Origin of the sequence: Amycolatopsis sp. NPDC098790, assembly GCF_044759945.1 — a bacterium.
In the GTDB taxonomy this organism is placed as follows: domain Bacteria; phylum Actinomycetota; class Actinomycetes; order Mycobacteriales; family Pseudonocardiaceae; genus Amycolatopsis.
The window spans coordinates 1,811,383-1,825,764 of record NZ_JBIWAI010000002.1 but is presented as its reverse complement, the minus strand read 5'-3'; the positions used below and the strand labels follow the sequence as shown (position 1 = coordinate 1,825,764).

Sequence of the window (14,382 nt, the reverse complement as noted above, 5' to 3'; positions counted from 1 at the left end):
GTTGTTGTTTACTCTGAAAAAACACGTCGTTACCGTGCTGGGTATGACTGTTTCCGTCGATGTCACCGAAGACGTTCCCGAACTCGTCGCCTCGGCCGCCGCGTTGTTCGCCGAGGACGCCGGGAGCCGTGACCCGCGCATGGATCTCGGCTGGCCCGCTCGCGAAGGCGCGGCGTACTACCAGGGCCTCGTCCAGGACGAGAACGCGCTGTGCCTGCTGGCCCGCGCGGACGGCGCGGCCGCCGGCCACCTGATCGGGCGGCTGCTGCCGGTCGGTTCGCTGCGGCCGAAAGCGGTGCGGGCGGCGCTGGAAAGCATGCGGGTCGCGGCCGAGCACCGGCGCGAAGGCGTGGGGGAAGCGCTGGTGTCCGCGTTCGTGGAATGGGCGCGGGAACGCGGCGCGAACGAACTGGTCGTGCAGGCGTACGCGGCGAACGACGGTGCGCTCGCGTTCTACCGGGCGCAGGGCTTCCGGCCGTTCGAGGTGACGCTGGCCAGGGAAGCCTGAGCCGTGCGGGCCGGACCCGGCCCGGTCACACTGGTGCGCATGGGAATCCTGGACGGACGGGCGGTCGTGGTCACCGGGGCGGGACGCGGGCTCGGGCGGGCGTTCGCGCGGCACGCCGCCGGATCGGGTGCCTCGGTCGTGGTCAACGACATCGACGCCGAGCCGGCCCGTGAGACCGTGGCCGCGATCGAAGCGGACGGCGGCGAGGCCGTGGCGAGCGTCGGCTCGGTGGCCGACGCCGGCTACGCCCGGGCGCTGATCACCCTGTGCCGCAACCGGTTCGGCAAGCTCGACGGGCTCGTCAACAACGCGGCCGTCGGCTACCACGCGCGGCCGTGGGAGGACGACGACGCCGAGCGGATGCGGGCGCTGGTCGAGACCAACGTCCTCGGGCCGCTCCACTGCGGCACGGCGGCGGCGAAGGTGATGGTTGCCCAGGGCAACGGTGTCCTCGTCAACGTGACGTCCGGGTCGATGATCGGGCAGCGCGGGGCCGCCGCCTACTCGGCGTCGAAGGGCGCGGTCGCGTCGATGACGTACTCGTGGGCGGCCGACCTGGCCGGGCGCGGGGTGCGCGTCAACGCCGTCAGCCCGATCGCCTGGACCCGGCTGATGGCCGCCGACCCGAAGGGGAACCCGGACGCGCACCCGCCCGAGCGGGTCGCGCCGCTCGTCACCTACCTCCTCAGCGACCTGTCGAACGGTGTCACCGGGCAGGTGTTCCGGCTGGCGGACGGCCACCTGCACACCGTCCGCCAGCCCGCGATCATCCGGCCGGTGCTGCACCAGGACGTCTGGACACCCGAAGAGATTGCCGCGGCCGTCGACGGCGAGCTCGTCCTCGAATCGCCGCCGCGGGACCGCTGGACGCTCTGACCGGCACGGACCACCGGAACGGGTGGCTATCCACAGTGGACGGCGCGCACTAGCCTCGGAGGCCGAGCCAGGAGGGTGCGGAATGACGGCCACCGCGGAGGTCGCCCACGAGCCGGCGCCCGCGCCGCTGAGCAGGGGCCGGGTCAACGCCGTGTTCGGCGCCGTGCTGCTCGGCATGCTGCTGGCGGCGCTGGACCAGACCATCGTCGGCACCGCGCTGCCGACCATCGTCGGCGACCTCGGCGGCGTCGGGCACCTGTCCTGGGTCGTCACGTCCTACCTGCTGGCCGAGACGATCATGACGGTCGTCGTCGGCAAGCTCGGCGACCTGTTCGGCCGCAAGCTGATGTTCCAGCTGTCGGTGATCGTGTTCGGCATCGGCTCGTTCTGCGCCGGCTTCGCCGACAGCATGGTGTGGCTGATCGTCTGGCGCGCGGTGCAGGGCCTGGGCGGCGGCGGGCTGATGGTCACCTCGACGGCGTTGATCGCCGACGTCGTCCCGCTGCGCGAACGCGGCAAGTACCAGGGCGTCCTCGGCTCGGTGTTCGGCGTGGTGACCGTGGCCGGCCCGATGCTCGGCGGGTTCTTCGTCGACCACCTGTCCTGGCGCTGGGCGTTCTACGTCAACATCCCGCTGGTCGTCGTGGTGCTGGTCGTGGCGTCCTCGGCGATGCCGAACGCCCGCGCGGCGATCAAGCCGGTGATCGACTACGCCGGCATCCTGCTCATCGGCCTCGCCGCCACCGGGCTCACGCTCGTCACGAGCTGGGGCGGCACGCAGTACGCGTGGGGCTCGCCGGTGATCATCGGGATGGCGATCGGGTCGGTGGTGCTGCTCGCCGCGTTCGTCTTCGTGGAGCTGCGGGCGAAGGAACCGATGCTGCCGATGCGGCTGTTCCGGAACCCGGTGTTCACCGTCGGCGGGATCATGAGCTTCGTCGTCGGGTTCGCGATGCTCGGCGCGCTGTCCTACCTGCCGACGTACATGCAGTACGTGCAGGGCACGTCGGCGACGACGTCCGGGGTCCGGCTGCTGCCGATGGTGCTGGCGCTGCTCGTCGCGTCCATCGCCGCGGGCAACGCGGTGAGCCGGACCGGGCGGTACAAGATCTTCCCGCTGGTCGGCGCCGCGGGAATGACCATCGGGCTCTACCTGCTTTCGCGGCTCGACACGGACACCGGGTTCTGGGAGGCGTCGGCGTACATGGCGGTGCTCGGGCTCGGGATCGGGCTCGGCATGCAGGTGCTGACCATCGCCGTGCAGAACACCGTCGACTACGCGGACCTGGGTGTCGCGACGTCGGGGGTGACGTTCCTGCGGTCGATCGGCAGCTCGTTCGGCGCGGCGATCTTCGGCACGGTGTACGCCAACCAGCTGACGCCGAACCTGGCCGGGGCGGTCGCGTCGTTGCCGCCGGGTGTCGACCCGCGGGCGCTGCAGGTGCCGACGGCGTTGCACGCGCTGCCGGACGCGGTGTCCGCGCCGGTGATCAAGGCGTACAGCGACTCCCTGCACGTCGTGTTCCTCGCGGCGGCGCCGGTCGGGCTCGTGGCGTTCGCATTGGCGTTCTTCCTCAAGGAGGTCCCGCTGCGCGACACGGCCCGCGCGGCGGCCCCGGACCTCGGCGACGGCTTCGCGATGCCGGAGGCGCGTACGGACGACCGCGAGCTGGAACGCGCGGTCGCGACGTTGTTCTTCCGCGAGCGCCGCAAGGTCGCCCCGGCGATCGTCTCGCGGGCGGGGACCGAGCTGGACGAGGGCGGGATCTGGTGCCTGCTGCAGGTCCACCTGCGCGAGCGCCGCAGCGAGCCGGCGACGCTGCGGGCGATCGGCGAGTACTTCGGCGTGCCGGCGGCGGTGCTGGAACCGGCGTTCAACCGGCTCGAGCTGACCGGCCACCTGCGTTACGCCCGCGACGGCTGGGAGCTGACCCCGGCGGGACGGTCCGAGTTCGCGAAGGTGGTCGGCGCGTGGCACGACTGGCTCGCCGACCGCCTCGGCGACTGGGGAACGGGCAACCGGGCCGACCTGGACGCGGCGATCGGCCGGGTCGCGGCACGGCTGCTGGACCAGAGCGCGGAGTCCCGCGCCTACGGCCGCCACGCCCTGGCCTGACCCCGGACAGATGCGGGTCGTGGCTGTGACGCAGTACTACGCGGGTTTGCGGATCAGGCCCGTATATCCAGCAAGGGCGATTGTCGCCAGGCCCCACACCGCCGCCTGCAACAGCCACACCGCCACGGTGAACCACTGTCCGGCGGTGCTGGCCGTGTCGAGGTCGCATCGGGCACGGATCCCGGTCGGCGACAGCGGCAGACCCCGGTCCAGCCCGACTCCGATCAGTTCGACCGTCGTGCACGCCGTGCCCGACCGTGCGGTGAAGCTCGCGGTACGTTCGGCAGCTCGATGGCCGTCGCCGGTGAGCGTGTGCCCGGCCCAGAGGCCGAGCGCCCCGGCGGCCGTGAGGGTGAGCAGGAGTGCCGCTGCCGTCCGTCGGGCCCAATAGCCGTACCCGGCCAGTAGGCCCCAAGCGCGGTGGAACAGGCGGGAGTGCCAAGCACCGATCGCCGCACTGTTGCGGTGGTGGAGGTCCTGCTGCTGGGCGATCAGGATCCGCCGAGCGTTGCCGTCGTGACCCGCGGTCCGTTCGGCGGCCGCCAACTGCTGGTACGGCTGAGGCCGGTAAGAGGTGGTGTGGTGCCGGAGCACGTGCAGCCACTGGTGCCATTCGACGCCGGCGAGTTGTCCGAACGTCAACCCGTCGACCTCGATCCGGTGGACTTGTGGGCAGCTTCGCCGCCGGTGAACGCGCTTGCAGATCATGCCGGAGGGGAAGGTGAAGCGTTCGGCAACGCGGGCGTTGTCGAGAGCGAGGGTGGTCGTCCCGTGACGCCGATTGGTGATCGTCACGTCGGTGAGGTCGAGGTGGCGGCTGATGTCCGCGCTCTGCAGGCACAGGGCGCCGACCTCGCCGTAGCCCGTGACCGTGGCTGCCTCGAGCCGCAGGCCGTTGCCGACCTCCAGCCGGTCGGCCTGCAAGCCAGGGCCGGAGTCGTTGGTGATCGTCGCACGCAGAAAGTTGGCGTAGCCGGTGACGTGGGCACTGTGCAGCCTGACCGCTCCCTCCTCGCCGGCGCCCGACACGAGTGCGTCGTCGAGCCACAGATCCCGGCTCACGTGCAAGCCCTGCGCACTGAGCCCGGGGCCGCTTCGGCCGGTGATTCGCGCGCGGCCGAGCTGCAGGTGCCCGGTGACCGTCGCACTGTGCAACACCAGGGCGCCGTCCCGGGCGGTGCCGCGCAACTTGGTCTTGGTCAGCCACACATCACCGTCCGCCCGCAGGCCGGACGCATTCACCGCTGGGCCTGTTGGGTTGGCCACCTCGGCGTCGGAAAATTCAAGATGGTGCAGCTGGGCACCTTGAAGTCCGACCGCACCTCCGCTTCCCGAGCCCGTGACGGTCACCTTGTTCAGCCAAAGAGCACCGTCGACGTGCAGGTCCGTGGCATCCAGGGCTGGGCCCGAACCATTGATGATTTCGACATCGGTCAGGTCCAGGTCGCCCTCGATGTGCGCACTCCGCAGAACGACCGCGCCTAACTCGTCTGAACCCGTCACCCGTGCTCTCGTGAGGGACATCGAGGCGGCCCGCAGGGCGTTGGCGTAGAGAACCGGCCCTGACTCGCCGCCGAGTTTCGCGTCCGCCAGGTCGAGGTGACCAGTGACCACAGCGCCTTGCAGGCTCAGGGCGCCCGCGGGGTTGGTGCTCTCCGAACGGAGCCCGGCGAGCGAGAGCGCGCCAACCCTCAAACCGTCGGCGTACAGCGCGCTCAGCCGACTTCCCGCGAGTGACAGAAAGCGCAGGTCGGCCGCCGTCAGATCGAGCGGCTCGGTTATGGCACACCTGTCGAGAGCCAGGCCCACGACGCTACTGGCGTTGCGGAGGTCCAGCGGGCCGGTGACCAGGGCGTGGTGTAGTCGCACGCCGCGGGGGTCCAGCGATCCGTACCGGCCGAGAAGCAGATCCCTGAGAACTCCGGCACGGATGTGGTGCGGCGACCTGTCAGCGTGCGGCGGTTCGGCGAGGTTCCGCGGACGGCAGCTCAAGGGCTCCCCTCGGCGTGCGTGGGCGACCAAACGCTTCTCGAGGTCCGTGAGGCCGTTCGGACTGCGCGTACCATCTGCGTCGTTCACGTCTGTTGTGTCGAAGGCACGCCGCCGGCTGCTACACACGGAATGGCGTACGACGAGCGAGTCAGCGGCGCCAGAAGTCGTGGGGGGTGCGGCCTGGGCGGAAGCCGCACGACTCAACTAGCGCCGCCGCCTTCGCGAAGCCGTGGCCGACCAGGCCCGGCTCGTGCGCGTCGCTGCCGAACGTCGCCGCGTCGCCGCCCTCCTCGAACCACCACCGCACCACCTCGCCCGGCAGCGGCACCTTCGTGTTGACCTCCAGCGCGCGCCCGCTCGAGGCCAGCGCGCGCAGCACCGTGCGGAACTCCTCCTCGAACTCCGCCGCGGCGAACGGCGGCCCTTCGGCCGGCCACGACCGCAGCGCGTAGTCGATGTGCGCCAGCACCGCGAAGTCCGCCGTCGACTCGACCAGCGCGAGCACCTCCGTCAGGTACGCCCGCAGGAGGTCGCCCGGCGGTCGGTCGGTCAGCACCGTGACCTCGTGGTGGTGCTCGTGCTGTCCGGGCAGGGAGTGCACCGAGCCCAGCACCCGGTCGAACTCGTGCGCGGCGAGCAGGGCGTCGGCGCGCGGGCGGTGCCAGTGCGGCTCGCTCAGCTCCACTCCCGACAGGATCCGCAGCGACGGGAACCGCGCCCGGCACTCCTCCACGCACGCCAGGTAGCCCGGGACGTCGAGGTCCGGCGGCTCCAGGACGCCGTCGGGTCGCAGCCGCACCCGGAAGTGGTCCGGCAGCAGCGGCCGGACCGGCTCGGGGATCAGCCACGGCGTCAGGTCGGCGTGCTCGGTGAACGCCACCGACGGCAGCCCCAGCTCGAGCGCCCGCTCGCAGGACCCGATCATCGACCCGGTGACCGTGTCCCACGACCATTCGGTGTGGACGTGCCCGTCCGGCGGGAGGCTCACCAGGCCACCGTAACGCGGATTTTGGGCTACGGTCTGGCCATGGCGCAGAAGTCGGCGGCGATCGAGCTGGAAGTCGGCCCGCACGCGGTGCGGATCTCGAACCCGGACCGGGTCTACTTCCCGGCCCGCGGCGAGACGAAGCTCGACCTGGTCAACTACTACCTCTCGGTGGGCGACGGCATCGTCAACGCGCTGCGCGAGCGGCCGTGCATGCTGCACCGCTTCCCGTCCGGCGTCGCGGGGGAGAAGGTCCACCAGAAGCGCGTCCCGAACGGTGCGCCGCCGTGGCTGGAGACCGTGCGGGTGACCTTCCCGCGCTACAACCGGCACGCCGACGAGCTGTGCGTCACCGAGCTGGCGCACGTCGCCTGGGCGGTGCAGATGTCCACAGTGGAGTTCCACCCGTGGAACTCCCGCCGTGCGGACACCGAAAAGCCCGACGAGTGGCGCATCGACCTCGACCCGATGCCCGACTGCGGCTACGACCGCGTCCGGCGGGTCGCGCACGTCGCGCACGAGATCCTCGACGAACTGGGCGCGGTCGGCTGGCCCAAGACGTCCGGCGGCCGTGGCCTGCACATCTACGTCCGGATCCAGCCGGACTGGGGCTTCAAGGACGTGCGGCGCGCGGCGCTGGCGTTCGCGCACGAAGTCGAACGCCGCGCGCCCGACGACGTCACGACGACCTGGTGGCGCAAGGACCGCGACCCGCGGCTGCTCTTCGTCGACTACAACCAGAACGCCCGCGACCACACGATCGCGAGTGCCTATTCGGTCCGCGGCAACCCGGAAGGCACGGTGTCCACGCCGATCCGCTGGGAGGAGATCGACGACGCCGAGCCGGGTGACTTCACCATCGCGACGGTCCCCGCGCGCTTCGCCGAGCTGGGCGACCTCCACGCGGGCATCGACAAGGCCGTGTTCTCCCTGGACCCGCTGCTGGAGTGGGCCGACCGCGACGGGCTCGAGGAACCACCCGAAGACTGACGTATTTCCCGGGCCGGCTCGCGGATCTGCTCGGGGTGAAGGTCGTGCTGTCGGGATTGGACACGGGTGCGTGGAGCCTCGTCGCGTTGCAGGTCGTCCTCAAACGCGAGGGCCACACCGTGCGCGTCGCGGGCGAGGCGGTCGAGGCTTGCCGGCGGGAGCCCCCGGACTGCCTGGTGCTGTCCACTGTGCTCGGTGCTTCCGGGATGGACGTGCTCCGCCGCGTGCGCGCAGAACCCGCGCTGGCTGGCCTGCCAGTGGTGCTCGGCGGCCGGCTGAAGAACACGCGCGCGGAGCTGCTGGCCCTCGGCTTCGACGAGGTGTTCCCGGTCGCCGCCACGGATCCCGGGGGAGCCGTGGCGGCGCTGCGGGAGTACCTGGGTCAGTCCAGGCGCTCGATGATCGTCGCGTTGGCGAGGCCGCCCGCCTCGCACATCGTCTGCAGGCCGTAGCGGCCGCCGGTCTGCTCCAGCACCGACAGCAGGGTCGTCATCAGGCGGGCGCCGCTGCCGCCGAGCGGGTGGCCGATCGCGATCGCGCCGCCGTTGACGTTGACCTTCGCCAGGTCCGCGCCGATCTCGGCCTGCCACGCCAGCACCACGCTCGCGAACGCTTCGTTGACCTCGAACGCGTCGATGTCCGACACACTGAGCCCGGCCCGGTCGAGCACCTTCCGGGTGGCCGGGATGACGCCGGTGAGCATGTACAGCGGGTCGTCGCCGGCGACGGCGAAGCTGTGGATCCGGGCGCGCGGCCGCAGCCCGAGCGCCTTCGCCGTCTCGGAGCTGGTCAGCAGCAGACCTGCGGCGCCGTCGTTGATCGGCGACGAGTTGCCGGCCGTCACGTGCCAGCCGAGGCCGGGGAACCGCTGCTCCCAGACGTCCGCGCGGAATGCCGGCTTCAGCGCGGCGAGGATCTCCGGGGTCGTCGACGGCCGCACGGTTTCGTCGGTCGTGACGTCGACGAGCACGCCGTCCGGGCCGGGCGCCTTGAGCGGCGCGACCTCGCCGGCGAACTTGCCGTCGGCCCAGGCACGAGCGGCCCGCTGGTGGCTTTCCGCGGAGAACTCGTCCAGCTGCGCGCGGCTGAAACCCCACTTCGCGGCGATCAGCTCGGCGCTGATGCCCTGCGGCACCAGGCCGTCGGGGTAGCGGGCGGCGACCTGCGTCCCGAACGGGTCGCGCCCGGCCACCTGGCTGCCCATCGGCACCCGGCTCATCGACTCGACGCCGGAGGCGATCACGACGTCGTACGCGCCGGCGATCACGCCCTGCGCGGCGAAGTGGACGGCCTGCTGGCTGCTGCCGCACTGCCGGTCGACGGTCACCGCCGGGACCGACTCCGGCAGGCCCGCGGCGAGCGCGGCCCAGCGGGCGGTGTTCATGCTCTGCTCGCCGATCTGGCCGACGGCGCCGCTGATCACGTCGTCGATGCGGGCCGGGTCGATGCCGGTGCGCTCGACGAGCGAGCGCAGCGCGTGGGCGTGCAGGTCGACCGGGTGCACCCCGGCCAGTGTGCCGTTCGGCTTGCCCTTGCCGACCGGGGTCCGTACCGCGTCGACGATCACCGCGTCCGTCATGGCGTCTGCCTCCTCGCAGATCGGGGATCTGTCCGGTATACGCCGAGTAAGTTGGATTACACGACTCACTTGTCCGCCAGGTCACACGCGACTGAAGTGCTAGGTTGGATTTTCAACCCCAGGGAGGTGGCATGACCCGGCGTGGTCGCGAATGCTCGGTCGCCGAGGCCCTCGAGGTCGTCGGCGAACGCTGGAGCCTGCTCGCGCTGCGGGAGGTCATGCTGGGGGAGCGGCGGTTCAACCAGATCGCCGAGAACACCGGCGCCAGCCGGGACATCCTGGCCGCGCGGCTGCGCAAGCTCGTCGACGCGGGCGTGCTCGAAAAGCGCCGGTACGAGGACCACCCGCCGCGCTTCGAGTACCACCCGACCGAAGCCGGCCGCGCGCTGCAGCCGATCCTGCTCGGCCTGATGGCCTGGGGCGACAAGTACGTCCACCAGGGCGAACCGCCCACGCTCTGGCGCCACGCCTGCGGGGAGGTGCTGGAACCGGCGACCGTCTGCGCGCACTGCGGCGACCCGGTCAACGCCCCGGGCACCCACGCGATCCGGCTGGGCGCCGTGCACTGACCTCGACCCCGGAAAGGCCTCCTCGCATCCCCCGCGAGGAGGCCTTTTTCGTGGGCGGGCGTTGACTTGAGACCCCCGTCACGGTAACTCTTGAACGAATCAGTGCAAGAACCTGACAACAGCGCGAGAAATCAAGGCAGTCGTCAGGAAGATCCCGCCCAGCCCCTCGACGAAGAGGTGCCCATGACGGCTGTCCCGTGCTGCCCGCGCGCGCCCCCGGATCCGGTCCGCGCGTGTCCCGTTCCCTGGTTTTGCCGTCCCCACGCGTCTCCCCTCCTCCCCGGATCCGAGGAACCCATGAGAACGAAGCGACTCCTGTCGCGCGCGGCCACCTACGCCGCCCTGTCCCTCCTCCTGGTCACCCCCGCCGTGGCCGCGAGCGCAGCCCCGGCCGCCGCTCCCGCGCAAACCGTCCAGGCCGCCGCCCAAGCCGCCTCCGCGACCTACACCGCCAGCAGTCAGCTCGGCGAGTACCCCGCCACCAACGTCGGCGACGGCAACCAGGCCACCTACTGGGAAAGCGCGAACAACCAGTTCCCGCAGTGGATCCAGGCGGACCTCGGCACGGCGTCGAACATCGCCCGGCTGGTCCTCAAGCTGCCGTCGAACTGGGAGGCCCGCACCGAGACGTTCAGCGTGCAGGGCAGCACCACCGGCACCGGCTTCAGCGACCTGAAGCCGTCGGCCGGCTACCGCTTCGACCCCGCGACCGGCAACACCGTGACCGTGGACGTCACCGCGAACACCCGGTACGTGCGGCTGAACATCAGCGCCAACACCGGCTGGCCCGCCGCCCAGCTGTCGGAGTTCGAGGTGCACGGCCCGGCCGGCGGCGACACGCAGCCGCCGTCCGCGCCCGGCAACCTCGCCTACACCCAGCCGGCGAGCGGCCAGATCCGGCTCACCTGGTCGGCGTCGACCGACAACACCGGCGTCACCGGCTACGACGTCTACGCCAACAACCAGCTCCGGGGCAGCGTCGCCGGGAACGTCCTCACCTACACCGACAACCAGCCCGACTCGACGACCGTGGCGTACTACGTCCGGGCGAAGGACGCGGCCGGGAACCAGTCGGGGAACAGCGGCACCGTCACCCGCAACGGAACGCAGGCCGGGACGAACCTCGCGCTGGGCAAGCCGATCACGGCGTCCTCGACGGAGTTCACCTTCGTCGCGGCCAACGCCAACGACAACTCGACCAGCACCTACTGGGAAGGTGGCGGCGGGACGTACCCGAACCTGCTGACCGTCGCGCTCGGCTCCAACGCCGATCTCAACCAGGTCGTCGTCAAGCTCAACCCCGACGCCTCCTGGGGCCCGCGGACGCAGACGATCGCCGTCGAAGGCCGTGACCAGAGCGGCACCGCCTTCACGACGCTGTCCGCCGCGCAGACCTACAGCTTCAGCCCGGCCACCGGGAACACCGTGACGATCCCGTTGAGCGGCCGTGCCGCCGACGTCCGTCTTCGTGTCACCGCCAACTCCGGTGCTGGCGGCGGGCAAGCCGCGGAGTTCCAGGTCTTCGGCGTCCCCGCGCCGAACCCGGACCTGACGGTTTCGGGCGTGTCCTGGTCGCCGCAGAACCCCGTCGAGACCGACGCGATCACCGCGTCGGCGACCGTCCGCAACGCCGGGACGGCCGCTTCGGGCGCGACGAACGTCAACCTCTACCTGGGCACCACCAAGGTCGGCACCGCGAACGTCGGTGCCCTCGCCGCCGGCGCGTCGGCGACCGTGTCGGCCAACATCGGCACCCGCGACGCGGGCAGCTACCAGCTGACGGCCAAGGTCGACGAGGCCAACGCCGTCATCGAGCAGAACGAGGCCAACAACTCCTACACCGCCTCGACGGCCCTGGTCGTCAGCCCGGTGCAGAGCTCCGACCTCGTCGCGGCCACGGCGTGGTCGCCGAACAACCCGTCCGCGGGCAACACCGTCACCTTCACGACGACCCTGCGCAACCAGGGCACCGTGGCGAGCGCGGGTGGCGCCCACGGCGTCACGGTGACGATCGCCGACCAGAACGGCACCGTCGTCAAGACGCTGACCGGGACGTACACGGGCGCCATTGCCGCCGCGGCCACCGCGAGCCCGGTGAACGTCGGCACCTGGACCGCCGCCAACGGCCGGTACACCGTCAAGACGGTCGTGGCGAACGACGCCAACGAGCTGCCGGTGAAGCAGGCCAACAACACGAGCACCCAGGCGCTGTTCGTCGGCCGGGGCGCGAACATGCCCTACGACATGTACGAGGCCGAGGACGGCGTCGTGGCCGGCGGGGCTTCGGTGATCGGGCCGAACCGCACCATCGGCGACCTCGCGGGCGAGGCGTCGGGCCGCAAGGCCGTGACGCTGAACTCGACCGGCTCCTCGGTGGAGTTCACCACCCGCGCGTCGACCAACACGCTCGTCACCCGGTTCTCCATCCCGGACTCCGCGGGCGGCGGCGGGATCAACTCGACGCTGAACGTGTACGTCGACGGCACGTTCCTCAAAGCCATCGACCTGACCTCGCACTACGCGTGGCTCTACGGCGCCGAAACCGGCCCGGGCAACTCGCCGGGCGCCGGGCCGCGGCACATCTACGACGAGGCCAGCGCGATGCTCGGCACGACCGTGCCCGCCGGCCACAAGATCAAGCTGCAGAAGGACGCGGCCAACAGCACGAACTACGCGATCGACTTCGTGAACTTCGAGCAGGCCACCGCGACCGCGAACCCGGACCCGGCGCACTTCGCCGTGCCCACCGGGTTCACGCAGCAGGACGTGCAGAGCGCCCTCGACAAGGTCCGCCAGGACGCGACGCTCACCGGCGTCTACCTGCCGGCCGGGAACTACGCGCTGTCGAGCAAGCTGAACGTCTACGGCAAGGCCGTCACGGTCACCGGCGCCGGGCCGTGGTTCACGAAGTTCACCGCGCCTTCGGGCCAGGAGAACACCGACATCGGCATCGACGTCCAGTCCAGCGCGAACGGCTCGACGTTCAGCGGGTTCGCGGTGTTCGGGAACTACACCTCCCGCATCGACGGCCCGGGCAAGGTGTTCAACCTGACCAACGTCGCGAACCTGACGATCGACAACATCTGGGTCGAGCACCAGGTCGTCATGGTCTGGGGCACGAACGTGGACAACACCACGATCAAGAACTCCCGGATCCGCGACACCTTCGCCGACGGCGTCAACCTCACGAACGGGAGCACCGGCAACCACGTCACCAACATCGAGGCCCGGTCCACCGGTGACGACAGCTTCGCGCTGTTCGCCGCCACGGACATCAATCCGGGCAACCAGTACGACAACGTGTTCGAGAACCTGACCTCGCTCACCCCGTGGCGCGCGGCCGGGCTGGCGGTCTACGGCGGGTACAACAACACCTTCCGCAACCTCTACATCGCGGACACGCTGACGTACTCGGCGATCACGATCAGCTCGCTCGACTTCGGCTACCCCTTCCTCGGGTTCGGGCCGCAGCCGACGACGGTCCAGAACGCCTCGCTCGTCCGGGACGGCGGCCACTTCTGGGGCCAGCAGACCTTCCCGGCGATCTGGCTGTTCTCCGCGTCCAAGGAGTTCCGCGGCATCCGGGTGTCCGATGTGGACATCCAGAGCCCGACCTACAGCGGCATCATGTTCCAGACCAAGTACACCGGCACCACGCCGGAGCACCCGGTCGAGGACACCGTGCTGACGAACGTGTCGATCACCGGCGCCCACCGCAGCGGGGACGCCTTCGACGCCAAGTCCGGGATCGGGATCTGGGCCAACGAGCTGCCGGAACCGGGCCAGGGACCGGCCGTCGGCTCGGCGACGTTCACCGGGCTGACGCTGAGCGACAACGACGAGGACATCCGCAACAGGACGACCACGTTCACCATCAACCGCAACTAGGCAGGAGACGCGGGTGCCCGCCGGGAAGCCGTTTCCCGGCGGGCACCGCCGTGCCAGGATGACGCCGGAGGTGGTCGACGTGCGGATCCTGGTCACCGGCGGCACCGGGCAGCTCGGCTCGGCGGTCGTGACGCGGCTGCGGGCGGCGGGCGAGGAGGTCCGCGTGCTGAGCAGACGGCCCGGGCCGGACGTCGTCCGCGGCGACCTGCGGACCGGGCGCGGCATCGACAGCGCGGTGGCCGGCGTCGACGTCGTCGTCCACTGCGCCACCGACTACTTCGGGCGCGAGTCGACGCTCGCCGAGACACTGGTCGAAGCGGCGCGCTGGGCGGGTGTCGAGCACCTGGTCTACGTCTCGATTGTCGGCGTCGACCGCGTGCCGCTCGGCTACTACCGGGCCAAGCACGAGGCCGAGGAGCTCATCGCCGCCTCGGGGCTGCCGTACACGATCCAGCGGGCGACGCAGTTCCACGGCCTGGTCCGGAAGCTCCTCTCGGGCGCGACCCGGCTGCCGGTGGTGCCGGTGCCGAGGGTGTCGTTCCAGCCGGTGGACGTCCGGGACGTCGCCCGCCGGCTCGCCGGACTGGCCCAGGACGACCCGGCCGGCCGGGCGCCCGACTTCGGCGGTCCGGAGGTCCTGACGGCGACTGAGCTGGCCCAGGCGGTCGGCGAGGCGAGCGGGCGGTTCCGGCGGATCGTTCCGCTGAAGGTGCCGGGGGAGACGTTCCGCGTCTACGCCGACGGCGGGCACCTCACGCCGGAGCACCACGAAGGCGAGATCACGTTCCAGGAGTACCTGCTCGAGCACGCTCATATGTAATCGGATTAATTACGAAGAATCTTGACCTCGGATCCGGATAGGTCATATGTTTGGCGGGC

Annotated in this window: 11 protein-coding genes; 8 read left to right on the top strand and 3 right to left on the bottom strand. The window is 70.8% G+C overall.

Features of this window, described 5'->3' with window-relative positions:
• Window positions 1-43: 43 nt before the first annotated feature.
• The 3 genes from ACIQWX_RS22265 (at window position 44) to ACIQWX_RS22255 (ending at window position 3,500) form a co-directional block, all read left to right on the top strand.
• The gene (locus tag ACIQWX_RS22265; RefSeq protein WP_400874012.1) at window positions 44-508 is read left to right on the top strand and encodes a GNAT family N-acetyltransferase; all 465 of its coding nucleotides are present in this window, start codon (window positions 44-46) and stop codon (window positions 506-508) included.
• Window positions 509-547: 39 nt separating this feature from the next.
• Window positions 548-1,384, top strand: coding sequence for an SDR family NAD(P)-dependent oxidoreductase (locus ACIQWX_RS22260; RefSeq protein WP_400874009.1), 837 nt, complete (start codon window positions 548-550; stop codon window positions 1,382-1,384).
• 82 nt (window positions 1,385-1,466) lie between these two features.
• Window positions 1,467-3,500, top strand: coding sequence for a DHA2 family efflux MFS transporter permease subunit (locus ACIQWX_RS22255; protein WP_400874006.1), 2,034 nt, complete (start codon window positions 1,467-1,469; stop codon window positions 3,498-3,500).
• Window positions 3,501-3,536: 36 nt separating this feature from the next.
• On the opposite strand, the gene ACIQWX_RS22250 is transcribed toward ACIQWX_RS22255, so the two are convergent.
• Window positions 3,537-5,579 carry a hypothetical protein gene (locus ACIQWX_RS22250; RefSeq protein WP_400874004.1) on the bottom strand — a complete coding sequence of 681 codons (2,043 nt, stop codon included), beginning with the start codon at window positions 5,577-5,579 and terminating at the stop codon, window positions 3,537-3,539.
• Window positions 5,580-5,640: 61 nt separating this feature from the next.
• Window positions 5,641-6,480, bottom strand: coding sequence for a PHP domain-containing protein (locus ACIQWX_RS22245; RefSeq protein ID WP_400874001.1), 840 nt, complete (start codon window positions 6,478-6,480; stop codon window positions 5,641-5,643).
• Window positions 6,481-6,519: 39 nt separating this feature from the next.
• Here ACIQWX_RS22245 and ligD point away from each other — a divergent pair, with 39 nt between their 5' ends.
• A complete protein-coding gene (gene ligD / locus ACIQWX_RS22240) occupies window positions 6,520-7,467 on the top strand; it encodes a non-homologous end-joining DNA ligase (protein WP_400873998.1) in 948 nt (315 codons plus the stop codon).
• A 44-nt stretch (window positions 7,468-7,511) separates the two neighbouring features.
• Window positions 7,512-7,919, top strand: coding sequence for a response regulator (locus tag ACIQWX_RS22235; RefSeq protein WP_400873996.1), 408 nt, complete (start codon window positions 7,512-7,514; stop codon window positions 7,917-7,919).
• Here the strand turns inward: ACIQWX_RS22235 and ACIQWX_RS22230 are convergent.
• Window positions 7,850-9,046: a thiolase family protein gene (locus ACIQWX_RS22230; protein ID WP_400873993.1), complete on the bottom strand. Its 1,197-nt coding sequence runs from the start codon at window positions 9,044-9,046 to the stop codon at window positions 7,850-7,852. The genes ACIQWX_RS22235 and ACIQWX_RS22230 overlap by 70 nt on opposite strands.
• A 131-nt stretch (window positions 9,047-9,177) precedes the next feature.
• Between ACIQWX_RS22230 and ACIQWX_RS22225 the strand changes: the two genes are divergently transcribed.
• From ACIQWX_RS22225 to ACIQWX_RS22215, 3 genes are all read left to right on the top strand, one after another.
• On the top strand, window positions 9,178-9,615 hold the full coding sequence (locus ACIQWX_RS22225) for a winged helix-turn-helix transcriptional regulator (protein WP_400873990.1): 438 nt from the start codon (window positions 9,178-9,180) through the stop codon (window positions 9,613-9,615).
• A 297-nt stretch (window positions 9,616-9,912) separates the two neighbouring features.
• A complete protein-coding gene (locus ACIQWX_RS22220; RefSeq protein WP_400873987.1) occupies window positions 9,913-13,503 on the top strand; it encodes a discoidin domain-containing protein in 3,591 nt (1,196 codons plus the stop codon).
• Window positions 13,504-13,561: 58 nt separating this feature from the next.
• A complete protein-coding gene (locus ACIQWX_RS22215; RefSeq protein ID WP_400873984.1) occupies window positions 13,562-14,323 on the top strand; it encodes an SDR family oxidoreductase in 762 nt (253 codons plus the stop codon).
• Window positions 14,324-14,382 lie beyond the last annotated feature (59 nt).